Consider the following 23581-nt stretch of genomic DNA (forward strand, 5'->3'; position numbering starts at 1 on the left):
TCACGCCCTGAGACGGACGAAAGGAGGCGAGTGCCGTGCAGTTCACATCTTTCCAGCGCTCCCTCTTCCGCTATCCCGGCGTGGTTGGTCAGTTCTGACCGGGAGCGYTCCAAGCAGCCTGTATCCCGGAGGAATCCATGACCGATCCGGTCATCCGCACGCTCTCCGCGAGCGACGCCCATCTCTTCGACGCACTCCCCGACCCCCTGGGCGCCCGTGAAGGCCATCGGCGTACCCAGTTCCGCCCCGACTGGAAGCGCGTCGCCCTGCGCGACGGCGAGGTCGTCGCACGCGGCGCGTGGTGGGGCGGCCCCGACGACCCGGAGCCCGTCAACATCAACTGGTTCGACGTGGCCGAGGGCGAGGAGGAGGCCGGGGCCGAACTCCTGCGCTCCGCTCCCTGGCAGGTCGAACTCGAGATCAACCTGCCCGGCGGCTGGCGGGAGAAGACCGACCTGCGCGCCGGCGCCGAGGCGCGCTTCGCCGCCGCACGAGCCGCAGGGTACGAACTCCTGGTGGAACGCTTCCTGTACCGCTGGACCCCGGAGCGAGGTCTGCCCGAGCGGCCCGGACGCCTGCGCTTCAGCGCCGAACCCGACGACACCGTGTTCTTCGACGCGTTGCGCCGCATCCACTCCGCCACCCTGGACGCCCACGCACTCAGGGCCATCAAGGAGGGCGGCCTCGACCAGGCCGCCCAGGAGGAACTCGACTTCTTCCACTSGTGCCCCTCCCCGCGGGAATGGTGGCAGACCGCACACACGCCGGAGGGCGACCTGGCCGGCATCCACATCCCGGCCCACAACCCCTCCGGCCCGACCATCGGCTTCATAGGAGTCGTCCCGGAASAGCGCGGTCGTGGCTACGCCTACGACCTCCTCGCGGAGTGCACCCACCTCCTCGTCGAGCAGGGCGCGGAGTTCATCAGCGGAGCGACGGACCAGGCCAACTTCCCCATGGCCGCGAACTTCGCCAAGGCCGGTTTCCCCGTCATCCGTGAACGCATCAACTTCCACCCTGCGGGCCAAGCGGCCTAGCGCGGAGTAGCACGCGGTGAGCGGTCCCGTCCGAGGGCAGGCCCGGGCCGCTTGCCAGTGCCCGGCGGCNCGGCGCGGGCATCGCCGACGACATGCCCCAAGGCCGGTTTCCCCGTCATCCGTGAACGCATCAACTTCCACCCTGCGGGCCAAGCGGCCTAGCGCGGAGTAGCACGCGGTGAGCGGTCCCGTCCGAGGGCAGGCCCGGGCCGCTTGCCAGTGCCCGGCGGCATGCCTGGCCGACCGTGTAAACGCGCGGGATCGACACTGTGGAGTAGCCGCCGTCTCGTCGTCAGTCCGCACATCGACGCTGATCAACGGTGGCCTCGCCCGCTCCCGTACAGGCCCCACCAGCAAGATCACGATCTACAGCTGGAGTATGAGGGGCAGGGACCGACAGGCCGTGCGTCGGCCGGAGGAGGCACAGCGTGAATGGTCCGCGGGGACCCCGGGCATGCTGTGAGCGAGGTCACTTCCGCCGGGCCGTGCGGGACCACTCCCGGACCGCTCCCCCACTCGCTCATCGCCCTCCCCCACGAAGGACAAGTGCTTTGGCTCTTATGTACCCTGACGCCCCATCGGCCCGCCGTCCGGGCCGCTGCTGGACGATCCGTGTGGTCGGGCACCGGGACCGCACCGCGTCGGTCACGTGCTCCTCGCCGTGCGTGATGCCGCCGCGCTCCCGGGACATCGCCGCACTGCGCCGCTTCGCGGTGGCCCACGCGGCCGCGCACGCCAGAGCGGCGGCGGTCCATCCCGACGCCGCCTGCTGGTGCCGCCGCCAGCAGTGCGCGCTGCACGAGGGCACCCGGGTCGCCTGCGCGGGCTCCGTCGTCCTCGTCCTGCGGCACGACCCGGCGGTCGGCCAGGTGTGGACCCTCAGCGAGGTCTGCGCCGCCTGCGCCCCGTTGCTTCCCCACGCACGCGTGCTGAACCGTGCGGCGCCACCACCGCCCCGCGCCCCGGACCCGGCGCCGGGTACCGGCACGGCCACGGGCACGGAGACAGGCCGGGGAGCGGGTACGGGTCCGGCTCCCTCCGGGCCGGCGACACCGACCGTGGGGCCACCCCGTCTGGTCCCCGGCGGATTCAGCGCCCCCTCGTCGGGAGCGGGAGCGGGCCCGGAACGGGGTGGCGGCCGACGGCGCGGGGTCAGCGGACGCCGCGGCCGGGCCACCGGGTCGTAGCCGCTCCCGCCGGAGTCCGCCTGAGTCCGCCGGAATCCGTCAGGGCTCGTATCGGGACTGTGGCGGGATGCGTATGGGCAGAGCGCCGAGGATCCGGCCGCGGAACTGCGCGGCCGGTGGCCCGCCGCCATGGACGACGGGCCCGTGGTCCGTGGACCGCGCCGCCAGCAGCTCGGCGATGCGCGCGCCGCCGCGCCGCCCCTCCAGGTGCAGACGGCCGACGTTGGCCCGGTCGTCGGCGATCAGCGTCAGGACGGCCGACGGCCCGGCCGCGTACGTCGCGAGGTAGCCCCCGGCCCCGCGCACCAGCAGCTCACGGAACTCGCCGCGGTCGGCGAGGTCGACCATCCGGCGCCCCACGCCGAGCGCCGCCGCGGTGAGCGCGGCCAGCCCTTCCGGCTGCACGTCCGGCATGTCCTCGGCGAGGACGAGACCGTCGGCACCGGCCGCCAGCGCCCCCGTCAGTTCCGGTATCCGGGAACGCAGCCGGTGCAGTTCGTTCAGAACCTCGGTCTCGACGGCCATGACCGTTGCCCCTTCGGCGCGTTGTCGGCTGACGCGGATCAAGTGCGGTGCGGCGCGCGGTGGTTCAGATACTCCTGAGGCTACGGAAAGGAACGACCGGAAGCGATGGCTCCGGCATTTTCCCTTGGAATGTGCCGTGCGACGGGAGGCTGCCGTCGAGCCCGGCTGATCCACCGGCGTTCTTGCAGTTCAAGACCGTTTCCTCGCAGCCTCACGCCGCCCGGAACCCGATCGCCGGGTGTGCTCGACGCCGCCGCGTCGGAGTACCCGACGACCCGTGGGGAGAGGGGGCCGTCGCCCCGCGCCGGTCGAGGACGACGCTCCGACCGCGCAGCCGTGATCAGGCGGGTGGCCAGGGGGTCTCTGACATCATTGGGCCCGGACGCGTGACCACCGGGAGGCGCCATGGCGCGGGAAACAGGGCGAGGCGGGGGCTCCGCCGCGCCGCGCAGCATGGATGTGGCCCGGCTGGCGGGCGTCTCGCAGAAGACGGTGTCGAGGGTCTTCAACAACGAGGCGTACGTCTCCGCGGAGGTGCGCAGGCGCGTGCTCGCAGCCGCCGGGGAGCTCGGCTACCGGCGAAACAACGCGGCCCGCGCCCTGGCCTCGGGCCGGACGCGTGCCATCGGCGTGGTGACGCTGGGTACCGCCCTGTACGGCCCCGCGTCCTTGCTCATGGGCGTCGAGCGAGCCGTCCGGGACACGGGCTACGCGCTGCGTGTGGTCAACACCGTGGAAGGCGATCCGACGGGCATCGCCGGAGCCGTGGACTCGCTCCTGGACCAGGGTGTGGACGGCATCGTCATCTCGGAGCCGATCGACGAGAGCGGGAGCGCGGACAGGGGCCCGGACGGGACCGGGGAGGGGCCGGAGGTCTCCGTTCACGTCGACGTGCCGATCCTCGTCTGCGGCGCGCCACCGCCGTTCGCGGCGCCCACGGTGCTGGCGGCTGGGGTCGGCGCCGACCTGATGGCGCGCACGGTCACCGAGCACCTGCTCGGCCTGGGACATCTCACCGTCCATCACCTCGCCGGTCCGCAGCGGTGGTACGCCGCCCGGGACCGTCTCGCCGGGTGGCGGGCGGTGCTGGCGGCTCATGGCCGGCGCGAGCCGCCGCCGGTCGAGGGCGACTGGTCGGCCGCCTCCGGTTACGCCGCGGGCCGTGAACTGGCCTCCGACCCCGACGTGACGGCGGTCTTCGCGGCCAACGACGACATGGCCATCGGCCTGATCCGCGCACTGACGGAGGCCGGCCGACGCGTCCCGGACGACGTGAGCGTCGTCGGTTTCGACGACATCCCGGTCGCCGCCTATGTGACCCCTCCCCTGACGACGGTGCGCCAGCCGTTCGACGCGGTGGCCCAGGACGGCCTCAAACGTCTCGTGCACGCCATCGAGAACCCGCAGGCCGACCCCCTGGCGGCGACGGAACCGCCGGTCGACCTCATCGTCCGCGCCTCGACCGCGCCGCCGCCGGCGGGCCGCGGCACCCGCGCCCACCACTGAGCGGCGTCGGCCGGACCGGGCGCGGAACCGCTGACCGGCGCCTACCGGACGAGTTCCCAGTCCTGTGAACCGTCCGTGAGCGCGGTCTGCAGGGTCAGCTGTGCCCCGGCGGTCGCACCGGTCAGGTACAGGCCGCTGTTCTTGACGGACCGGAGCTTGTAGAACCCGTCGGCGGTCTTGACCAGGTTCCAGCTGCCGGTGTCGCTGTTGTCGACCCACTGGCCGATCTTCTGGCCGGCGGTGGCGTTGCCGGTCCAGATCGCCGCCGCGCGGCCGCCCGACCTGTTCAGCAGGCTCACGCCGCCGTTCGGCTCGGTCGTCAGATGCCAGTACTGGGTGTCCGCGTCGCCCGCCGAACCCGGGGCCTTGAGGCGGACGTCGGGCACGTCCGCGTTGCCGATGTTCGCGTCGTTGGTCCTGTTCCCGGTGCCGATCACCTGGTCGGTCTTACGGTTCACCAGTTGGTAGTAGGCGCCGTCGGAGTGGCCGAGGTCGACCTCGGCGTAGGCGATCGTGGAGGTGCCCTGGTTGTTGAGGACGGCGATACGGCCGGTGCCGTCGACGTACTGGAGGTTGCGGCTGTAGCCGGCCGGTGAGGTCGTCTGGTACTCCTTCCAGGTGCCGTCGCCGCGTCCGCTGTCGTTGACCCAGACGTTGCCGCTGCCCGCCGCGTTGTAGACCAGGCGCCCGCCGGGAAGCCGGATGAGGACCGGGCTGCCGCCGGTGGCCAGGGAATGAGAACCGGTGTCGAGCGGCAGGGCGTCGACGCCCGTGCCGGTGGCGGAGCTCGTGAAGAACTTCAGCGGGTCGTCGGCGAGCACGTACCTGGTGTCGGCTCCTCCGCCCCAGTACTCGAAGGTCAGCAGCCATCTGCCGTCGGTCGTGCGGACGACGTTCGCCATCCCCGGCCGCCCGCCGCCGATCTCCGTCCTGCCACCGCCCATGTTCCGGGTCAGTCCCGCGACGTCGACCACGGGCGCGCTCCACGCCGCGCCGACGCCGTCCCAGGTCCTGTGGGCCAGGATCTGGCCCTGCGAGTCCGTGGCGGTGCCGTTGGCCGGGTCGAGGGTCGGGACACCGGTGGTCGCGTTGAACCCGGTGTAGTCGTTCTCGTCGGAGTAGTAGCAGACGAGCCGGCCCTTGTAGACCATCAGGTACGGCTCCCAGACGGGGTCGACCTGACGGTCGGTGTTCGCGGCGGCGACGTTCCGGCCGACCGCGCCGGCGCTGCCGCCCTGCCAGCCGCCGGTTGCGATGACGTTCTCGACCTTCCACGTCGCGCCTTCGTCGGTGCTGGAGTACAGGGCGATCGCCAGATCCTTGCGGTCGCCGTCGTTGGTCGGCGTCCAGTTCGGGTCGGTAGTAGTGGTCGTCGCCCGACACGACGCTCGCGAGCAGCAGCGTGCCCTGCCTCAGGTTGCCGACGTCCTGCGGAAGGACGTAGAGGAACGGGTTCGTCCAGTTGCTCGTGTACTTCGCGTACCGGGGGTCGCCGGAGAGATACGCAGGAGCCTTGACCTCCGACAGGGGCTGCCACGTCGTTCCGTGGTCGTCGCTCTTGTAGACCGGCAGGGTCTGCTGGTCGGCACTCCCGGTCGCCGTCACGACCGTGGACTTCTCGAACGACGCGAGAAGACGTCCGCTCGGCAGCTCGGCCGACTTCGGGTAGATCGCGCAGTTGCCCCGGCCCTTCAGACAGGGCTCGCCGCCGAGCTGGTACATGATCCCGCCCGTCGGGTCCCGTACGCCCGCGCGCTGACCATGGGTATCGCGAGGATCGCGGTGGTCGCGGTGAAGACACCGAGAGCGCGTCCAAGCCTTCTTCGTGGCATTGCCCCTCCTTGGGGATGGATCAGGAACGGTCGGCTGCTTCGGGGGCCGGCGCGCCGTCGGCGTCGGTGGAGACGAGAACGCGTACGTCCCAGGGGCCGAGGTCCAGCGCCGAGCCCGCGAGGATCGAGGTGCCCGTCAGGACGTCGGAGAGGTCCGCCGGGGCGGGGACGCTCAGGGTCTCCCAGCTCCAGTTGTGGACGATGTGCACCCGGCGCCCGTCGGCCGACGTACCCGTGGTCGCGGTGACGGAGGCGGGCAGGTCGCGCCACCCGCTGCCGGCGGCCGGGGCCAGCCACTCGGCCAGCGTCCGGGCGAGGTCGCGGCCCGGCACCGTGCCGACGCAGGTGACGCGGCCCTCGCCGTGGCGCCGTGTGGTGACGGCGGGCCAGCGGCCGTGGTGCGGGTGTGCGTAGCGGGCGAGGACGTCGGCGTCGACGACCGTGAGGCCCTCGATCCAGCGCGTCGCGGTGGCGTTCCCGGGGACGTCGAGCGGCCCACCGGGCACGGCGCGGACCGGGACGTCGCCCGTGAGGTTGCTGAACTCCTCGTACCGGACGCCGGCGGCGGGAACGAGGCGTCCGGGTGCCGGCTCGTGGCGGGCCCGGGCCTCGTGGTCGGCGTACCCGGTGCGCGGGCCGAGGACCAGGTGGCCGCCTGCCCGGGCGTAGGCCTCCAGCCAGTCGAGCGTGCCGTCGTCGACGACGTACAGGGCGGGGGCGACGAGCACGGGGTGGCGCTGTACCGCTTCCTCGGGGGTCGTCCCGCTCTGCTCGCCGCGCGGGTCGTGCAGTTGGCGGGCGTGGACGACGCGGACCTGACGGCCGGCGTCGAACGCGCCGCGGTAGAAGGGGTCGAAGAACCGGTGATAGGCGGTGGCGTCCGGTTCGCCGTCGGCGGTCGCGAGCGGCGGGTATTTCTGCATCAGCCACTTGCTCGGCATCGAGTAGACCATCGTGATGTCGGCGTCCGGCTGCAGACCGGCGACGAGCGGGCCCGCTGTCTCGAACTCCGCGCCGAGGCGCGCGATTTCGGCGTACGTACGGCCGGGCTGCCCGCTGTGCGGGAGGACACCGCCCCAGTAGGTCTCCGCGCCGAAGCGCAGGGTCTGCCACTGCCAGTACTCGATCATGCGGGCGCCGCGGCCGACGAGGGCCCAGGCGGCCTGGCGCCACTGGCCGTCGTAGCCGGGCCGGTTGTCCCACGGGAAACCGATGCTCTGAGCGTTGGTCTCGGTGACCAGGAAGGGCTGCTGGCGGGAGGAGAACATCCAGTCGGCGGTCTGGTACATCGACCAGACGCCGGTGCTCTTCCACTTCTGCTCGTGGTCGTCGGGCGTGGGGTCGGGCAGGAGCAGTCCGTCCTGCATGTCGTAGTACGGGTTGCCGGAGGCGATGTCGAGGCGGTCCGTCATCTCGTCGTCCTCCACCCCTTGGCGGGTGTAGGAGATGCAGGTGGTGACGAAGTGCTCGGGGTGGGCGTACTCGCGGACGATGTCGGCCTGCCAGCCGATGAACTCGGTGACCTGCCGGGCCTGGAACTCCCGCCAGGCGACGTCGTACTGGGGCTGTTCGTTGCCGTCCGGCGTCCACAGGTCGTCCCAGGTCGACAGCCGGTGCGACCAGTAGACCAGGCCCCATTCGCGGTTCAGGGTCTCGACGTCGCCGTACTTGTCGCGCAGGTGGTCCACGAAGCGCTGGAAGACACCGCGGTTGTGGAAGAGGTGCAGGCCCGGCTCGTTGTCCACCTGCCATCCGATCACCGCCGGATGGTCGGCGTACCGGGCCACCATCTTGCGGATCACCCGCTCGGCGTGGAAGCGGAAGGCGGGGTGGGTGAAGTCGGCCTCCTGCCGGGCGCCCCAGCCGATGCGCTCACCGGTGCGCCGCTCGCCGGTGATCTCCGGGTACTGGCGGGCGAGCCACAGCGGCGCGGCGTACGTCGGGGTGCCGACGACGACGGAGATGCCACGCTCGTGGGCGCCGTCGAGGACGGGCCGGAGCCAGTCGAGGTCGAACCGGCCGTTCTCCGGTTCCCAGGTCGACCAGACCGACTCGCCCACCCGGATCACGGTGAAGTGCGCTTCGGCCATCAGGTCCAGGTCGGTCTTGAGCCGTTCGTCGGACCGCACCCGGGGGTCGTAGGCGGGCGTGTACTCGTGGTAGTAAGCGGCGCCGAAGAGGACGCGGGCAGGCAGAGCCGCCATAAAGGGGAACCTCCGGGGAAACGGGAGTGGAACGGGGAAGGCGCGCTACTGCTTGACGCCGCCGGCGGCCAGGCCGCTCTGCCAGTACCGCTGGAGCATCAGGAACGCCACGACGAGCGGGATGATCGAGATCAGGGAGCCGGTCACGACCAGCGCGAGCATGTCGCTGCTGGAGCCCGCTCCGCCGTTCTGCGCCTGGGCGGCCCAGGAGGAGAGCCCGACCGTGATCGGGTACAGGTCCGGGTCGTTGAGCATGATCAGCGGCAGGAAGTAGTTGTTCCAGGTCGCCACCAGCGTGAACAGCAGGACCGTCACCAGGCCGGGTCCGAGCAGCCGGAGGACGATCAGGAAGAAGATCCGCATCTCGCCGGCCCCGTCGATGCGCGCGGCCTCCAGGATGCTGTCGGGTACGGCGTCCTCGGCGTAGACCCGCATCAGGTAGAGACCGAACGGGTTGACGAGCGAGGGCAGGATGACCGCCCAGGGGGTGTTGACCAGGCCCGCCTTCGCGAAGAGCAGGTAGGTGGGGATCGCCAGCGCGGTGGCCGGGACCATGACGGCGCCCACGACGAGGTTGAGGGCGGCTCGGTCGCCGCGGAAGCGGAACTTGGCGAACCCGTAGCCGCCCGCCGCCGCGAGCAGCGCGGCTCCGAGGGCGCTGACACCCGCGTACACGGCCGTGTTGAGCAGCCAGTGTCCGAAGACCCCGTCGTCCCGGGTGAAGGTCTCCCGCACGTTCGTCAGCAGCTGCGGGGTGTGCGAGAACCACAGGCCGAAGCTGTTGAACAGGTCCTGGGTGCTCTTGGTCGAGGCGATCAGCAGCCACAGCAGCGGCAGGAGGAAGTAGGCGAGGGCGGCCAGCATCGCGATGGTCAGCGGGGTGCTGCGGCGGGCCGACGGGGAGCGGCGCCTCTTCGGGGGTGTGGCGCGAGCCGCGTCCGCCGACGACGCGGCGGTCGCCGTCGCGCCGTTGGCCGCCGTCGCAGCGGTGGTCGTCACGAGGTCCTCCTGCGGTTCGCGGTGAGCAGGACGGCGTACGAGACGATCACGATGACCAGGCCGAGCAGAAAGGACACCGTGGCCGCGTAGTTGACCTGCTGGCCGGTGAAGGCGAGCGTGTAGGCGTAGAGGTTGGCGGTGTAGGAGCTGCTGATGACGTCCGGGGCGACCTTCATCAGCAGGTTCGGCTCGTTGAACAGCTGGAAGCTGCCGATCACCGAGAACAGCAGGGTGAGCGTCAACGCCGGCCTGAGGGCGGGCAGTTTGACGGACCGGGCGATCCGCCAGGCGCCGGCGCCGTCCATGGCCGCCGCCTCGTACAGCTCGGCGGGAACGGTACGCAGGGCCGCGTACAGGATGATCATGTTGTAGCCGACGAACTCCCAGGTCACGATGTTCGCCAGACTGCCGAGCATCCAGCCGTCGCCGAGGAAGTCCGGTGCGGGCAGGCCGAGTTCGCGGCCGAGCTGGGCGAAGGGACCGAAGTCCGGCCCGTAGAGATAGCCCCACATGAGTGCGGCGACCACGCTCGGCACGGCGTACGGGACGAAGATGCCCAGCCGGATCACCCGGGACAGCCGCAGCAGACCGCTGTCGAGGGCCAGCGCGAACGCCAGGGCCAGCAACAGCATCACGGGGACCTGGACCACGAAGAACAACGCGACGCGTCCGACGCCGTGGATGAGCTGGGGGTCCTCCAGGGCCCGGACGTAGTTGTCGAGGCCGACGAACGCCGTTCCGCCGACCAGGCGTTCCTGGAAAAGGCTCAGGTAGGCGGCGTAGCCGAGCGGCGCGAGGAAGAGCAGGAGGAACAGCGCCATGAAGGGAGCGACGAACAGTGGCCCTGCCGAGCGGCGGCGGCGCACGCCGCCGCGCCGGGGGCGGGTGGGCCCGTCCCGGCGCCGGCCCTTGGGGAAGTCCGCGGTGGTGGCGGTCATCATCGAACCTTTCCGAGGGATGGGACGGTGCTAGGGATGGGACGGTGCTAGGGATGTGACGGTGCTTGCTGGTGGCCCCGCACCGCTGCGCCGGGCCCGACGTGCCGTCAGGACGTGTGCACCGTGAAGCCCTGGGTCCTGGCGTACGTCGTGAGCCGCGACTGCCAGGTGCCGAGCGCGCGAACGGTGTCGGTCTTGTCGGCGAGGGCCTTGCCGACGGTCTCCGTCCAGTCCGTCGCCGCCTGGTCGAGGAACGGCGGCCACTGGAACGTCGTGTTGACGGTGGCGCCGATGTCGGCGAAGACCCGGTTGACCTTCTGGCCGCCGTAGAACGGGGATTCCTGGCCGACGAAGGACTCGTCCGCGAGCAGCGCCCTGGTCGCGGGGAAGAAGAACTGCTCGGTGGCGAACATCTTCGTGCTGGCCGGGTCGGTGTTGAGGAACTGCGCGAACACCGCCGCCGCGATCGGGTTCCTGGTCGTCCGGATGACCGCGGTCGTCGAACCGCCCCAGTTGCCCGAACTGGGCTTGGCGGCGTCCCACTGCGGCAGCGGGGCCGCCCGCCACTTGCCCGCGGTGGACTTGGCCGACCCCGAGAGGAAGACCGGCCCCCAGGCGGCGGTGAGCCAGGTGGCGTACGTGCCCTTGTTGAGCCCGGCGTACCAGGAGTCGGTGAAGTCCGGCTCGACCCCGATGACCCCCTCCTTCGCGAGGGTCCCCCAGTACGCGCCGAGCCTCCGGGAGACGTCGTCGTCGACGCTGACGGTGATGTCGCTCCGGCCGGACATCACGTACGGCTTCGCGTCCGCCTGCCAGAGCAGTCCGTGCCAGGCCGCGGCCTGGTTCGCGGCGAGGTTGGTCAGATAGACGTCCGGGGCGGCCTTGTGCAGCTTGCGGGCCGCCGCGGCGAACTCGTCCCAGGTGCCCGGCACTTCGATGCCGTGCCGGTCGAAGATGTCCTGCCGGTACAGCATGCCCATCGGACCGGTGTCCTGGGGGATCGCCCAGACCTCGCCCTTGCTGCCGCCGACCTGGCTCCAAGTCCAGTCGACGAAGCGGTCCTTCAGCGCGGACGCCCCGTACGGTCGCAGGTCCAGCAGGCTGTCGGTGATCGTGAAGGTGGGGATGGCCTGGTACTCGATCTGCACCATGTCCGGTGCGCCGCTGCCCGCCTTCAGGGCCGTACGGAGCTTCGTGTACTGGGGGGTTCCCTGGCCGGCGTTGACCACCTTGACCTTGACGGCCGGGTACTTCGCCTCGAAGAGCGCGACCTCCTTGTCGATGTTCGGGACCCAGGTCCAGAACGTCAGCTCGGTCGGCGTCTTCATCGCCTTGTCGATGTCGGCCTGGCCGACGGGCTCGGCGGAGGTGCCGCCGCTCGTGTCGTCTCCGCCGGCGCAGGCGGACAGCGCGGTCGCCAGCGTCAGGGCCCCGGTCGCGGCGAGGAAGCCACGGCGGTTCAAGTGGGCCGAGGAGGGTGCTGTGAAGAATCTGGACATGGTGGACTCCGCGGGGGTGCCTAGGGGATCCGCGCGCCGGGCGGCGGCGTGCTGAAGGGATGCCAGGAGGTGGGTTCGGGCGTGGGGGCGCGTGAGGGGCGGGGCGCCGGTGGGGCGAACGCGTTTGTCGCGGGACAGGGCAGGCAGGCAGGCAGGTCACGCTCGTAGACCGAGGGGGTCGGCGCCGGTCAGGGCATGGGACGGCGACGGAAGCCTGGGCGGTGATCGGCTCTTGGGGGGCCTGGGCCGCGGCGCTGGGGAGTGGGTGGTGCGAGGACCGGCCATGGAGGGTCCGCCTCGCTCGCTCACATCCGGCTACGGGGTTGACGGGGCTCAAGCCGTGATGCGCCGGGATTGCGGGGGCTAGGGCGTCTTCCGGTACGGCGGGGGTGCGGTCGACGCCCGGACGACGAGGTCGACCGGCGGGTCCTCCTCCGGGATAGGGTCCGCGTCCGGATTCTCGATGGCGTGCACGAGCCGCTTGAGGCCGTCCTGCGCCGTTGCCTCGAACGGCTGTCGCACCGTCGTCAGAGGAGGAGACACGTAGGCGGCGACCGGGACGTCGTCGAGACCGACGACACTGATGTCCTCCGGTATGCGCCGGCCGGCTTCGAGCAGCGCGCGGATCAGACCGATGGCCATGTCGTCGTTGGCTGCGAAGACGGCCGTCACGCTGTCGTCGGCGGCCAGCCGCCGACCGGCCGCGTATCCGGAGGCGGCCGACCAGTCGCCCGTGATGACGGGCGGTTCCCGTCTGCCGTGCGCGGCCAGCGTCGCTCGCCATCCTTCGAGGCGGTCCCTGGCGGCGAACCAGCGTCGGGGACCGGCGAGGTGGTGGACGGTCGGGTGTCCCAGTCCGAGCAGATGCTCCGTGGCGGCCCGCGCCTGCCGGTGCGAGACGAGGCCCGCGGTCACCACCCGGGAGGCGGCGAACGGCGGCGGTGCGCCGAGGACCAGGACCGGCACGTCGACGCGGACGGACAGCTCCGCACCGTTCACCTCGTCGATCGGCTCGGAGATGACGATGCCGTCCACGCCCTGGTCGAGGAGCGAGTCGACGGCACCGGCGACACCCGAGGGATCGCCCTCCAGCGTGTTGACCACGCGGAGCGCGTACCCGGTGTCCCGGACGGTGCGCTCGACACCCATCAGCAGTGACGCGGGACCGTACAGCGCCGTTCCGAGCGTCACCACCCCGATGGACCGGGTCCGCCCGGAGGCCAGCGCACGGGCGGCGTGATTCAGCCGGTATCCGAGTTCCTCGGCGGCTTCCAGGACACGTCGGCGCACGTCGTCGGAGACGTACTGCTCACCGTTCATGACGCGGGACACCGTCTTCTGCGAGACGCCTGCCAGCTGCGCCACGTCAAGGCTGCGCGGTGCGGTGCCGGTGCTGCGGCCTGTCAGTCGTGCCATGGGTGTCTCCAGGTCTCGGGCAGCCGGCGGCCTGGCCGGTTTGCGTCTGACTGCGCTGCCATGACTGCGCAGACATATCTACGCACCGGGACGAGACACGTCAAGGGTTCGCGCAACATCTCCGTCGTCGGGACGCGCTGCCGGAGCCTGGCCGAGGCGGCCGCCGCCCACCTCACGGCCCGAACCACAGCCGCCGGGTCCAGGGCGCGGGTGGAATGTGCCGACGGCGCCGAGGAGAGCGGTTGCTAGCATCCGGCAACGTGAACGACAGCGTGTACGTGGGCAACGCGGGCAAGGATGCGCCCCTGGACAAGGGGTGGCTGCTCGGCCACTTCAAAGACGTCGGCGATCCGCGCCACAGCGACACCGTGGAGATCAAATGGGGCGTCCATCCACGCGGTGACGAGCGGTCGGAGTGGGTGCGGGGCGAGGAACGCACAGCGCTCCTGGTCCTTGTCAGCGGCCGCTTCCGCGTGGAACTGCCCGGCCGCAGCGTGCTCCTGGAGGAGCAGGGCGATTACGTCGTGTGGGGTCACGGAGTCGACCACTCGTGGTTCGCCGAGGAGGAGTCGGTCGTCCTGACGGTTCGGTGGCCGTCCGTGCCCGGCTACGCAGCGGCCGAGAACGGCCCGGAACGCGTCCAGGGCTGAGATTCCGGAGGGGGCCGCCCCGACGTCGACACGGGCCAGGTCGGCGCGCGAGACGGCACCGAGCGCCGACATCGGCGGGGTCGGCGCGCGAGACGGCACCGAGCGCGGCGAGGACGTCGGCCGGGTGACGGCCACCGGCAGTGGATCTTCCGGGTGAACGTCCCGCTGATACCCCGACCGAGGGGGCGGGCCGGCCGGTCTCGGCCGGACCGCCCCCTCGGCCTGCCCCGCCTCGCCGCCTCGGCCTGCCCCGCCTCGCCGCCGTGCGGTGGGTCGCACCGCACCCTGGCGGCGCACCCCGGCGGCCGGGGCCCTCGGACGGCTTCCCCGGCCGGTCGGTGCTCGACGGCCGGATCCGGGCATCCGCATCCGGCGTCCGACATCGCGCTCGACCATGCCGGGGGACGCGCTCGACCATGCCGGCCGACGCGCTCGACCATGCCGGGCGACGCGCTCGACCATGCCGGGCGACATACGGTACTTGTGGCCGACACGGTTTCGGTGCTGGTCGCCGACACGGTTTCCGCAGCCGCAACACCCCCCACCCCTCGATGCCACGAAGGAGTGCGCGATGGGAACGTACGAGGACGTCTTCCGCTCCAGTACCGAAGATCCGGAGAGGTTCTGGCTGAAGGCCGCGGAGGCCATCGACTGGGATGTCTCTCCGCGTCGCGCCCTGGACTCCTCGGGCGCGCCCTTCTACCGCTGGTTTCCCGACGGGCGGCTCAACGTCTGCTACAACGCGCTCGACCGGCACGTCGAAGCCGGTCGCGGCGAGCAGGCCGCGCTCATCTACGACTCGCCCGTGACCGATACCCGGCACACCTACACCTACGCGCAGCTCAGGGACGCGGTGGCGGCCTTCGCGGGAGCGCTCGCGCAGCTCGGCGTGGGGCACGGCGACCGGGTCGTGATCTACATGCCGATGGTCCCCGAGGCCGCGATCGCGATGCTGGCCTGCGCACGCATCGGCGCGGTCCACTCCGTCGTCTTCGGCGGCTTCGCCGCACGTGAACTCGCCCTCCGTATCGATGACGCGGCCCCCAAGGTGGTCGTCTCCGCGTCCTGCGGCATCGAGGGCAAGCGCGTCATCGCGTACAAGCCTCTGCTCGACCGGGCGATCGAACTCGCCGGCCACAGGCCGGAGAAGAGGGTGATCCTGCAACGCCCGCAGGAACCCGCCGAGTTGGGGCCCGACGACCTTGACTGGGGTGAGCTGGTCGCCGCCGCGCCGCCGGCCGAGTGCGTTGCCGTCCCCGCCACCGATCCCCTGTACATCCTCTACACGTCCGGAACGACCGGAAAGCCCAAGGGGGTCGTGCGGGACTGCGGCGGCTACGCGGTCGCCCTGCGCTGGTCGATGGAAGCCGTCTACGACGTGGGACCGGGCGAGACGATGTTCACCGGCTCCGACGTCGGCTGGGTCGTCGGCCACTCGTACATCGTCTACGCGCCCCTGCTGGCCGGTGGCACGACGGTCCTGTACGAAGGCAAGCCGGTCGGCACCCCGGACGCGGGCCAGTTCTGGCGTATCGCCGACGAATACCGCGTCAAGACCATGTTCACCGCGCCCACCGCCTTCCGGGCCATCCGCAAGGAAGACCCGACGGGAGCGCTCACCGAGGACCACGACCTCTCCCACCTGCGGTACCTCTTCCTCGCAGGCGAGCGCCTCGACCCCGAGACACACCACTGGGCGAGCGAACTCCTCGGCGTCCCGGTGATCGACCACTGGTGGCAGACGGAGACCGGCTGGCCCATCGTCGCCAACCCCGTCGGCATCGAGGTCGCCCCTCTCAAGCCCGGCTCCCCCACCCGTCCACTGCCGGGCTGGGACGTCCGCGTCCTCGGCCCCTCGGGCGAGCCCGTGCCCCCGGGCGTCGACGGCGCGATCGTCGTGAAGCTCCCCCTCCCGCCCGGCGCGCTCCCCACCCTCTGGAACGACGACGACCGCTACATCGCCTCCTACCTCTCCGCCCACGACGGCTACTACCTCACCGGCGACAGCGGCCACATCGACGACGACGGCTACGTCTTCGTCATGGGCCGCACCGACGACGTCATCAACGTCGCCGGGCACCGGCTGTCCACCGGCAGCATGGAAGAGGCCCTGGCCGCCCACCCCGACGTCGCCGAATGCGCCGTCATCGGCGTCGCCGACGCGCTGAAGGGACAAGTACCGCGCGGCTTCGTCGTCCTGAAGGCCGGCATCGACCGCGAACCGGGCGAGGTCGAGGCCGAACTCGTCCAGCTGGTACGCGACCGCATCGGCGCCGTGGCCTCCCTCAAGGACGTCGCGGTCGTGGCCGCCCTGCCCAAGACCCGCTCGGGAAAGATCCTGCGCAAGACGATGCGTGGCATCGCGGACGGCCGGGACGAACCCATCCCCTCCACGGTGGACGACGCCGGCGTCATCGAGGCCCTGCGCCCTGTCCTCCGCCGCTCCGGTCACACTCCGTGAACGGCCGCCCGGACGTAGCCTGAGCGACCGGGTGAGCGACCGGTGAGCCCGTGCCCGAGCCCTGCCCCCTGCCCGGGGGCACGGCGGACCGACACCCTTCGTCTGCTCGGCGGCATTCGCCGACCAATGACGGCCTTGCCGCGTTCAGGACCGCGCGGACGGCCTGCGGGGCGGAGGCAGTGCGGGCAGTAGCTCCCACAGCGGTCGGGCCCCGGATGCCCATGATCCGAGCAGGGCGCGGTCGACGAGGTGCAGCCGCTGCTGCCGGGCGAAGACACGGCCGGGCTGGGTGATCCTGCCGTTGGTGACCATCACCACCACGTCAGCTTGGTGGACCGGGCGTCCGGTGCCGTTCAGCACCTGCAGTTCCGGTGTGCCCACGGCTGCGCCGCGCTCGCCGTGACGGCGGTGCTTGCACTGGATCACCCAGCGACGTCCCAGCGGGTCGGTCGCCTTCACGTCCGCTCCCAGGTCCCCCTGTCCGCCGACCTGGACGGCATCGGCGCAGCCGTCCCGGCGCATCAGATCCCGGACCGCGTACTCGAACTGCCGGTGGGGCAGTGTGTCCAGCTGCGACAGTCCGTAGCGCAGGGCACGTGCCTGGGCCTGCTCCCACCTCGCGCGCCGAGCCCGCTGCTGCCACCACCAGATGCCTGCGGGCGCGGCGAGGACGGCCGCGACCAGCAGCAGCCACCAGTGCCCGAGAAGCCAGCCGACCACTTTCGCCACCAGCCAGAGGGCCACGGCTGCGCACACGCACAGGCCGACGAGCTGGTTCTCCTGCTGCCGGCGGCGCGGACCGGCGCGCCGGGCGGAGCGCCGCCGGGCCGGTGGGCGCCGAGTCACCGCCCACCGCCCAGAGCGGAGAGATCGATCGGGTACGACACGCTCGGTCCGGGCTTGGCTTGCCGGGCGGTCGGTCTGTCGAAGCGGATCGGGTAGGAGACAGTCGGGCTCGGCACGGCCGCCCTCGGCTTGCTGTCGGCGTGGTCGAAACGGATCGGGTAGGTGACCGACGGCGTGGGCCGCGTGCCCGCCGAGCCGTCGGCGGTATGGGCGTTGCCGAAGCCGAGCACGGCGAGGCCGACTGCGGCGACGATGGTCAACTCCCGGCGCGCGCCCGGCGCCCATCGGGAGTGTCCGCGTACCGGCGTCCCGTCGGAGCGCACGTACGAACGGACAAGCGGCATGTGGTCCTCCAACTGTCGGTGGTTCCTCACGTCGCAGTCATCGTGCGGCCCGGCACTGACAATCGATCAGACGAAAGAACCCAACTACCCCTGCATTGAGGCGAGTTCAGGCCATGCCGCGCACCCGTCCGACATCACGCGCCCCCGGCCTTCGGCCCTGGCGGGGCAGGCGGATCGGCCTGTGGTGCGGCAGCCGCGGGCCGTACGGGTGACGGTTCACCAGGCGGTCCGGACGACGAGGGCTCCGGAGCGTCCACCGGCGCTCCCGATGAAGGGCAGAGGCGCCTACGCAAGCAGGACGTGACGGAATGAGCCATTTCCAGGATGTGCCGCTTTGCGGCAACAAGGCAGGGGGTGTGGTGCTGCGGGCGCGCCACCTCCGTCGGTGAGACCACCCGCCGGAACGGCATCCTCAACCGGAAAAGACAAACGCTACTTTTCAACCCAAAGGGCTATATGCCCCGAATACATCAGGCCGCATGTCCATTCGAACCACCTCGCACTACGCATCGAGCTTCACGCAACCTCCACGATTGAGCTCTGTGCGTATTACAGTCTTCTCCGCGCGAATGGTCACTGCGTGTCGCGCGAGGGATACATGGGGCGGAATTTTCCGCATGCCCAAGGTGCGCCGTGGGGGGCTCCCCCGGCACGCCAAGCACCGTCCAAGGAGCGCACAACTGCGGGATGAGGCCCGGGCGGAGACGGCGGTACGCCGTCTCCCCAGCCCTGGCACCCCGGGAGGGCCTCAACAACAGCGCTCGCCAAGCCCGGTGCAGCTGATCGAAACGGCAGGGCCGAAGCGCCCGAGGCTGCGGGCGCTGCGCCACCGAGGGTAGTAACGGCCTGTGCCGGAACGGCGTCCTGGCTGTGCCGCTGAAATCGGATGACCGACAGCCTCCCGCCCGGTCATCCTGACCCGATGGGAGACAGAGCCAACGTCATCGTGGTCCGCGAGAACGGCGTACATGAGCTGCACCGGACCGGCTGGGCGGTCGGAATTGACCTCGACCTGCTGGAAGGGCCGACGTCGGTTCTCGCCATGCTGCCCGGACTCCGCCAGGACGGCTGGTGGTTGGACGACACCATGGCCCAGGGTGGGATACTGCTCGACCTCGGCCGGAAGGTGCTCCTGTTCTTCGCCTGGGAGGGGCCCAGCACTGAGCTCCGCCACCGCGCGGCCATGTTCGAACTGATCCGAGCTGCGTGGTCGGGCTGGGAGGTCCGCTGGCTGTTCGACGGCCCGGCCGAGCTGCGTGAGTACGTCGGGCTGGACCCGGAGTACGTCCGCTGCCGCGATTCGGCCCCTTGTTTGGCCCCGCTTCTCACCCCGGACGACGAGGACTTGGCCGGGCCCGACCCGGGCGGTGTGGTGATCACGGTCAGTACCGGCCGCTGCCACGTCGCCTCGGACGCCTTCGACCACCCTGTCCGCGAGGGCGCCGCCCTGCTCGACCGCCTGGCGGACGCCCCCGGGCACGGAGGCTGCCGCCTGCACGTCAACTCCGGCATCCACCTCGACCCGGAACGTCGCCATCTGGGCTGGTGGTCCCTCTACTCCTCGCCACAGGCCTACCAGGTACCGGATTTGTGGCCGGGCTGGACGGTGGAGTTCTGGCAGGACGACTGGGAACGGCACGTCAGAGCCAGTGACCGCTTCTCCCCAGCGGCGTTCGACGCCGGAGAGGAAGCCAGAGCCGCGGTGCTCGCCGAGGCCGGGGAGCGGCGGGCTATCCGGGCCCGCAACCGCGCCCAGATCACCCGTACACGGACCGCACCGGCTCGTTCCCAGGCGGGATGACCGCAACCGGCTTGATCATGGACGACTTGCCGACATCACGCATTCAAGCTCAGTGCATCCGCAAGCGCATCACCATGGCCGACTCGCCACGTCAAGGGAGCGTGGCCACCATCGGCAAGCCCGCCAAACACCCCGGTGAGAATCTGGCATTCGCCAGGAACACCACGGTCGGCCAATCCTCCGTTCCCGCCTCAACGTCGGCCAACCGCAACGCGACTTCGCCGATATGAAACCTGATGAGTCCACGCGATGCCGCCATCGACCTGTCCGTCGATATCGACAACCTGACCGAACAGACTCATGCACGACGCCCGGCGCCAACAACTGCCCCACAAAGGACTGCTCTTCCTCTGCGCCCTCGATAAGGCCTCCGCCCCCATCTCGGTAAAGCAGCATTGTGATCATCCGCACGGATCGCTACTCTGGGCGTCCTCTCGCGCACGAGGAGGAGCAGGCCAGGGTGTCGACCGGGGATGCGCAGGTGCAGGCTCACTCAATTCTTGCGTATCTGCGTCTGCTGCACCGCATCGTCTGGTATCGCGACGACTTCGGAGGTGCACCTCAACAGCAGGTGATCCTCGACGAGTACGAGGCTCCCATCGTCGAAAGCTTGATCAGCGAAGGCCTCATCAAGCGCGGACGGATCAGATCCACACGCCTCGTGCTGACCCCCCACGGGGAGCAGTTCAGGATGCAGGACTTCTGGCGGAGCCTGTCCTATGAGGTGCACTACACCGCCCTACGCCTGGACATCCTCTGCTGGCTCTGGCAGTACGAGCCGGACACGATTGACCCCGTGCTGACCCTCGAGCACTATCGAGAATCCCGCCTGATCCAAGCCACCAGCGGTGACCTCGGCCGAGAACTACGTGAACTGGAAAAGCTGGGCTTCATCCTGGCCCGACGTGACGACTACGGCGTGACACGGTACGCGCTGACCACTCTGGGAAAGCAGCGCCTGGCACATGGAGGCAGCGTGAGCGAACAACCGGAATCCGCCAGCCACTCAGGGCCGGTGACCCATTTCCACGGAACAGTGCACTCCGTCGGCACGGTGGGGGTCAGCCATGGCCACACCACCATCAGCAGCGAAGTTCGATACATCACGCTCAACCAAAATCAATTGGAAGCACTCGGACTCTTCGGCGATCACCTCAACCATGTTTTGACACAGCTTCCACAAGACGCCGAGTCAAGGCCGGCGTTGACAGAGATGCTCATGGCTCTGGGCCAGGTCGCTCGAGGCGAGACAGTGGAGCAAACCAGCTTCCAGACGATCTACCAGCGCGGCATGCAGACGCTGACGGCTCTCGGCACTGCGGGCGCAAGCATCGTCGGCATCCAGCAAGCGATCGAGGCTTGCCTGCACTTTGCCAGCCTGCTCTGACACAGACGACAAGCCCCTGCCGGCAAGCGCAGAACCGCACAATGCAGTTGATGCCCGACCAACCATCTACGGCGCACCGCCCTCCACGCACCTTGGCCGACGACAGGCACCTTCCCGAACTCGGACGGCTGGTACGCACCGATCACCACATGGCGGGAGATCATCACGGCGCAGCACGGTCCCAGGTGACCAAGACCATCCACCCGTACAGATCCTCCACTTTCGTCCCGGCTTCTTCCCTCGACGGGTCGGTAGACGCCGTCCAGGCCGCACGTGCGACGAAGAATGGCCTGAACCCCGCAGCGGACGGACCCCGACGGCCGAGGGCCGATCTTCTTCGACCGCACCCGTCGCAAGACGTCGCCTCCCGCATGCGTAATACTCTCTTAATGAACTCAGGCATTACGCCCAGGGGTGGCCCGATCACGGTACGCCGGGCGGTGGCGCGGGACGCCAAGCGGCTCACGCGGCTCGTGCGTGGCTCGCGCGCCTACGAAGGGAAGTACGGGCCCATGGTCGCGGGCTACCGGGTGGGTCCCGACTACATCGAGACCCACCGTGTCTTCGTGGCCGTCGCCGCCGACGAGCAGCACCCCCCTGTGCTCGGGTTCTACTCGCTCGTCCTCGCCCCACCGGAGCTCGACCTGCTGTTCGTTGCCGACGGAGCACAGGGGCGTGGCATCGGGCGGCTGCTCGTGGCGCACATGAAGTCAGAGGCCCGCGCCGCCGAGCTCGACCGCGTCCTCGTGGTGTCGCATCCTCCCGCCGAGGGCTTCTACCGCACCGAGGGCGCGGTGCGCACGGGGACGGCGTCGGCGAACCCTCCGGCCGTGATGTGGGACCGCCCCGAATTCGAGTTCCTCATTCCGCCCGCCACGACAACGGCAAGCGACGGCGAATCCGGGGGCTGATCCTCTGAGAGGGCTCCGTTCCGGCACGTCCGAGCCGGCAGGTCCGAGCCGGCAGGTCCGAGCCGGCAGGTCCGAGCCGCTCCGCACCATCGACGAGATGACCATGCGCTCGTCGGGACCCGGCCCGAGACCGCAGCCTGAGACCGCGGCGTCCGCCCGGATTGCGTACCGCGGGTTTGCGGCGATGGTGGAGTCATGCGGTCGAAGAGCGGCACGCCGCCCGGCCTCCCGCCCCCCTGCTCGAAGAGGCTCGGGTCGCTGTCACGGAACTCCTCCTTGGGCAGCAGGTCGGCCTCGGAGACCACACCGATCACGCGCCCTTCGCCCTCGAGGACCGGAATGGCGCTGACGCTCCACTGCCCCAAGGTCCGGACGATCTCCTTGAACTGCGCGTCGTGTCCGACGGCCACGCCGCCGCTACCCCGGGCTACCCCGGCTGGCACCGCCACATGACCCTCGCCATGGCCGCCCATGCCTGCCTCACCGTCCTGCGGGCCCGACAGCTGGACACGGAGAAAGCGGAAACGGATCCTCCCAGCTCATCCACCTCAGCCTCGCCGAGATACGACGACTGATCACCCGCCTCACCCGACGACAACCCACCCAGGCCGACCACATCCCGCATTGGTCGACATGGCGACGACGACGCCAACACCAAGCCCCCACCAGCCACTACAAACGACGCGGCCACAGCCCCTGAACTGCCCAGCAATCAGGACAGACACCGTTGCAGTACTAGCTCGTCGCAAAGCGCGCCGTGGCCAGGACGCTCCCGTCCGGGCCCACCAGACGGGCGCCGGTCACGCTCGGACCGGCCGGAGCCGGTGCCCCCCAGTACCCGTAACCGTCCTTGAGCGGGAACGAACCCAGCGCGACCGTCGACCCGTCGGCGTGGACGAGCACACACCGCACCGGGCCCCGGCCGGCCGAGGGGAGGTCCACGGCCATGTACACCCAGCCCTGGCCACCGGTGTAAGCGAAGACGCGGCCCACCTCATGACCGGCAGAGGTCAGAGCGGCCTCCCGCAGACCGCCGTTCGTCCGCTGGGAGACCGCCGCCGGCGCGCCCTCGACGACCGTGGCGACCGCCCAGCCGCCGAAACCGCAGGCCAGGGTGGCGGCCATCGCGGCCGCAGCCAGCCGCAGCCGACGGCCGCGGGGCTTCGGCGTGGGGGCCGCGCCCAGGGCCCGTACGACCCGGCTCTCGAAACCGACCGGCGGCTCGGCCTCGGGCAGCAGGGCGAGCAGACCGTCACTCACCGCCGCCAGACGCTCGACGTGCTCGCAGCAGTCCGGGCAACGGTCCAGATGCGCGACCGCCTCGGCCCGCTCACGGGCCGGCAGCACTCCGAGCGCGAGCTCGGCGCCCTGCTCCCGCAGCCGCTCGCACTCCATGCCGCTCACCGCGTCTCCTGCGTCGCGAGGAGGGCGCGCACCTTACGCGTGCCGGCCCGGATCCGAGTCTTCGCCGTACCCAGCGGAATGTGTTCGGCGTCCGCGACCTCCCCGGCCGTCATTCCGTAGATCCCGGCCATCACCAGGGCCCGCGCCTGGTCCCGGGGGAGCTCCGCCATCGCCCGCCGGACCCGCTCCGCGCTGTCGTCGGCGAGCGCCCGCCGCTCGGGCGTCTCGGTCAGGACGCCGAGCAGCGCGTCCAGGTCCTCTGGTGCGACCGGCCGCGCCCGTTGGGCCCGTATCGCGTCGATCGCCAGGTTGTGGGCGATGGTCGTCAGCCAGGACCGCACGGAGCCCCGCCGGGAGTCGTACACCTGGGCGTGCCGCCAGGCCCGCTCGAAGGTCTGCTGGGCGACGTCCTCGGCGAGCTGGGCGTCACCCAGGACGGCGAGGGCCACACCGTAGACCGTGCTCTGGAAACGGCGCACGAACGCGACGGCGAGCTCGGGATCGCCCGTCGCCAGGCCGGTGAGCAGTGCCTCGTCGGGCACCTGCCTGAAGGAAAGGCCCATGCGCCACATACCAGGAATACGTTCCGGGGCGCGGAAGGGATTGCACCGACTGCCATTCTCCTCCCACCCGG

General features: G+C 70.6%; 19 protein-coding genes and 3 pseudogenes. 10 read left to right on the plus strand and 12 right to left on the minus strand.

Annotated elements, in window-relative coordinates; all coding sequences use genetic code 11:
- Positions 1 to 137: 137 nt before the first annotated feature.
- Together ASD48_RS24155 and ASD48_RS24160 are read left to right on the plus strand one after the other, a co-directional pair.
- Positions 138 to 1037 carry a GNAT family N-acetyltransferase gene (locus ASD48_RS24155; protein WP_057603805.1) on the plus strand — a complete coding sequence of 300 codons (900 nt, stop codon included), beginning with the start codon at positions 138 to 140 and terminating at the stop codon, positions 1035 to 1037.
- Between the two features lie 668 nt (positions 1038 to 1705).
- Complete coding sequence (locus ASD48_RS24160; RefSeq protein WP_057604328.1) at positions 1706 to 2224, plus strand: hypothetical protein; 519 nt, start codon at positions 1706 to 1708, stop codon at positions 2222 to 2224.
- 39 nt (positions 2225 to 2263) lie between these two features.
- On the opposite strand, the gene ASD48_RS24165 is transcribed toward ASD48_RS24160, so the two are convergent.
- The gene (locus ASD48_RS24165; RefSeq protein ID WP_057603807.1) at positions 2264 to 2749 is read right to left on the minus strand and encodes a roadblock/LC7 domain-containing protein; all 486 of its coding nucleotides are present in this window, start codon (positions 2747 to 2749) and stop codon (positions 2264 to 2266) included.
- Positions 2750 to 3202: 453 nt separating this feature from the next.
- Between ASD48_RS24165 and ASD48_RS24170 the strand changes: the two genes are divergently transcribed.
- Positions 3203 to 4255 (plus strand): LacI family DNA-binding transcriptional regulator, encoded by a 1053-nt coding sequence (locus tag ASD48_RS24170; RefSeq protein ID WP_057603808.1) that lies wholly within the window; start codon positions 3203 to 3205, stop codon positions 4253 to 4255.
- Between the two features lie 41 nt (positions 4256 to 4296).
- On the opposite strand, the pseudogene ASD48_RS24175 reads toward ASD48_RS24170, so the two are convergent.
- The 6 genes and pseudogenes from ASD48_RS24175 to ASD48_RS24200 form a co-directional block, all read right to left on the minus strand.
- Positions 4297 to 6087, minus strand: a pseudogene (locus ASD48_RS24175) (RICIN domain-containing protein).
- A gap of 20 nt (positions 6088 to 6107) precedes the next feature.
- On the minus strand, positions 6108 to 8291 hold the full coding sequence (locus ASD48_RS24180) for a beta-galactosidase (protein WP_057603810.1): 2184 nt from the start codon (positions 8289 to 8291) through the stop codon (positions 6108 to 6110).
- A 45-nt stretch (positions 8292 to 8336) separates the two neighbouring features.
- Positions 8337 to 9167: a carbohydrate ABC transporter permease gene (locus ASD48_RS24185; protein ID WP_242432736.1), complete on the minus strand. Its 831-nt coding sequence runs from the start codon at positions 9165 to 9167 to the stop codon at positions 8337 to 8339.
- 119 nt (positions 9168 to 9286) lie between these two features.
- Positions 9287 to 10111, minus strand: coding sequence for a sugar ABC transporter permease (locus ASD48_RS24190; protein WP_057604329.1), 825 nt, complete (start codon positions 10109 to 10111; stop codon positions 9287 to 9289).
- 224 nt (positions 10112 to 10335) lie between these two features.
- Positions 10336 to 11727: an extracellular solute-binding protein gene (locus ASD48_RS24195; protein WP_057603813.1), complete on the minus strand. Its 1392-nt coding sequence runs from the start codon at positions 11725 to 11727 to the stop codon at positions 10336 to 10338.
- A 363-nt stretch (positions 11728 to 12090) separates the two neighbouring features.
- The gene (locus ASD48_RS24200) at positions 12091 to 13143 is read right to left on the minus strand and encodes a LacI family DNA-binding transcriptional regulator (RefSeq protein WP_057603814.1); all 1053 of its coding nucleotides are present in this window, start codon (positions 13141 to 13143) and stop codon (positions 12091 to 12093) included.
- 260 nt (positions 13144 to 13403) lie between these two features.
- Between ASD48_RS24200 and ASD48_RS24205 the strand changes: the two genes are divergently transcribed.
- Positions 13404 to 13793, plus strand: a complete 390-nt coding sequence (locus ASD48_RS24205) for a hypothetical protein (RefSeq protein ID WP_057603815.1) — start codon at positions 13404 to 13406, stop codon at positions 13791 to 13793.
- A 571-nt stretch (positions 13794 to 14364) separates the two neighbouring features.
- Positions 14365 to 16254 carry an AMP-binding protein gene (locus ASD48_RS24210; RefSeq protein ID WP_057603816.1) on the plus strand — a complete coding sequence of 630 codons (1890 nt, stop codon included), beginning with the start codon at positions 14365 to 14367 and terminating at the stop codon, positions 16252 to 16254.
- 144 nt (positions 16255 to 16398) lie between these two features.
- Here ASD48_RS24210 and ASD48_RS24215 read toward each other — a convergent pair whose 3' ends face one another.
- Both ASD48_RS24215 and ASD48_RS24220 read right to left on the minus strand, forming a co-directional pair.
- On the minus strand, positions 16399 to 17100 hold the full coding sequence (locus ASD48_RS24215) for a restriction endonuclease (protein ID WP_057603817.1): 702 nt from the start codon (positions 17098 to 17100) through the stop codon (positions 16399 to 16401).
- Complete coding sequence (locus tag ASD48_RS24220) at positions 17097 to 17444, minus strand: hypothetical protein (protein ID WP_057604330.1); 348 nt, start codon at positions 17442 to 17444, stop codon at positions 17097 to 17099. Before ASD48_RS24220 ends, ASD48_RS24215 begins: the two co-directional genes overlap by 4 nt.
- Positions 17445 to 18366: 922 nt before the next feature.
- On the opposite strand from ASD48_RS24220, the gene ASD48_RS24225 reads away from it, so the two are divergent.
- The 4 genes from ASD48_RS24225 (at position 18367) to ASD48_RS24235 (ending at position 21543) form a co-directional block, all read left to right on the plus strand.
- On the plus strand, positions 18367 to 19245 hold the full coding sequence (locus tag ASD48_RS24225) for a hypothetical protein (protein WP_057603818.1): 879 nt from the start codon (positions 18367 to 18369) through the stop codon (positions 19243 to 19245).
- The gene (locus ASD48_RS44380; protein ID WP_157880688.1) at positions 19242 to 19475 is read left to right on the plus strand and encodes a hypothetical protein; all 234 of its coding nucleotides are present in this window, start codon (positions 19242 to 19244) and stop codon (positions 19473 to 19475) included. The genes ASD48_RS24225 and ASD48_RS44380 overlap by 4 nt, the downstream gene beginning before the upstream one ends.
- A 167-nt stretch (positions 19476 to 19642) precedes the next feature.
- On the plus strand, positions 19643 to 20632 hold the full coding sequence (locus ASD48_RS24230; RefSeq protein ID WP_057603819.1) for a hypothetical protein: 990 nt from the start codon (positions 19643 to 19645) through the stop codon (positions 20630 to 20632).
- A gap of 389 nt (positions 20633 to 21021) precedes the next feature.
- A complete protein-coding gene (locus tag ASD48_RS24235) occupies positions 21022 to 21543 on the plus strand; it encodes a GNAT family N-acetyltransferase (RefSeq protein ID WP_057603820.1) in 522 nt (173 codons plus the stop codon).
- A gap of 248 nt (positions 21544 to 21791) precedes the next feature.
- On the opposite strand, the pseudogene ASD48_RS45500 reads toward ASD48_RS24235, so the two are convergent.
- Positions 21792 to 21992: pseudogene (locus tag ASD48_RS45500) on the minus strand (CBS domain-containing protein); the annotation flags it as partial.
- Between ASD48_RS45500 and ASD48_RS43615 the strand changes: the two are divergent.
- A pseudogene (locus tag ASD48_RS43615) lies at positions 21972 to 22118 on the plus strand (IS701 family transposase); the annotation flags it as partial. The pseudogenes ASD48_RS45500 and ASD48_RS43615 sit on opposite strands and share 21 nt — an antisense overlap.
- 160 nt (positions 22119 to 22278) lie before the next feature.
- Here ASD48_RS43615 and ASD48_RS24245 read toward each other — a convergent pair.
- Complete coding sequence (locus tag ASD48_RS24245; RefSeq protein ID WP_063887502.1) at positions 22279 to 22938, minus strand: hypothetical protein; 660 nt, start codon at positions 22936 to 22938, stop codon at positions 22279 to 22281.
- 5 nt (positions 22939 to 22943) lie between these two features.
- Positions 22944 to 23519: a sigma-70 family RNA polymerase sigma factor gene (locus tag ASD48_RS24250; protein WP_057603823.1), complete on the minus strand. Its 576-nt coding sequence runs from the start codon at positions 23517 to 23519 to the stop codon at positions 22944 to 22946.
- Between the last annotated feature and the right edge of the window lie 62 nt (positions 23520 to 23581).

The organism is Streptomyces sp. Root1310, assembly GCF_001426425.1.
In the GTDB taxonomy this organism is placed as follows: Bacteria; Actinomycetota; Actinomycetes; order Streptomycetales; family Streptomycetaceae; genus Streptomyces.

Coding starts and splice junctions, on each gene's coding strand:
- ASD48_RS24160 (WP_057604328.1), top strand. CDS start 1,706: ATGCCGCCGCGCTCCCGGGACATCGCCGCACTGCGCCGCTTCGCGGTG.
- ASD48_RS24165 (WP_057603807.1), bottom strand. CDS start 2,749: ATGGCCGTCGAGACCGAGGTTCTGAACGAACTGCACCGGCTGCGTTCC.
- ASD48_RS24170 (WP_057603808.1), top strand. CDS start 3,203: ATGGATGTGGCCCGGCTGGCGGGCGTCTCGCAGAAGACGGTGTCGAGG.
- ASD48_RS24180 (WP_057603810.1), bottom strand. CDS start 8,291: ATGGCGGCTCTGCCTGCCCGCGTCCTCTTCGGCGCCGCTTACTACCAC.
- ASD48_RS24190 (WP_057604329.1), bottom strand. CDS start 10,111: ATGGCGCTGTTCCTCCTGCTCTTCCTCGCGCCGCTCGGCTACGCCGCC.
- ASD48_RS24195 (WP_057603813.1), bottom strand. CDS start 11,727: ATGTCCAGATTCTTCACAGCACCCTCCTCGGCCCACTTGAACCGCCGT.
- ASD48_RS24200 (WP_057603814.1), bottom strand. CDS start 13,143: ATGGCACGACTGACAGGCCGCAGCACCGGCACCGCACCGCGCAGCCTT.
- ASD48_RS24210 (WP_057603816.1), top strand. CDS start 14,365: ATGGGAACGTACGAGGACGTCTTCCGCTCCAGTACCGAAGATCCGGAG.
- ASD48_RS24220 (WP_057604330.1), bottom strand. CDS start 17,444: ATGCCGCTTGTCCGTTCGTACGTGCGCTCCGACGGGACGCCGGTACGC.
- ASD48_RS24225 (WP_057603818.1), top strand. CDS start 18,367: ATGGGAGACAGAGCCAACGTCATCGTGGTCCGCGAGAACGGCGTACAT.
- ASD48_RS44380 (WP_157880688.1), top strand. CDS start 19,242: ATGACCGCAACCGGCTTGATCATGGACGACTTGCCGACATCACGCATT.
- ASD48_RS24235 (WP_057603820.1), top strand. CDS start 21,022: ATGAACTCAGGCATTACGCCCAGGGGTGGCCCGATCACGGTACGCCGG.
- ASD48_RS24245 (WP_063887502.1), bottom strand. CDS start 22,938: ATGGAGTGCGAGCGGCTGCGGGAGCAGGGCGCCGAGCTCGCGCTCGGA.
- ASD48_RS24250 (WP_057603823.1), bottom strand. CDS start 23,519: ATGTGGCGCATGGGCCTTTCCTTCAGGCAGGTGCCCGACGAGGCACTG.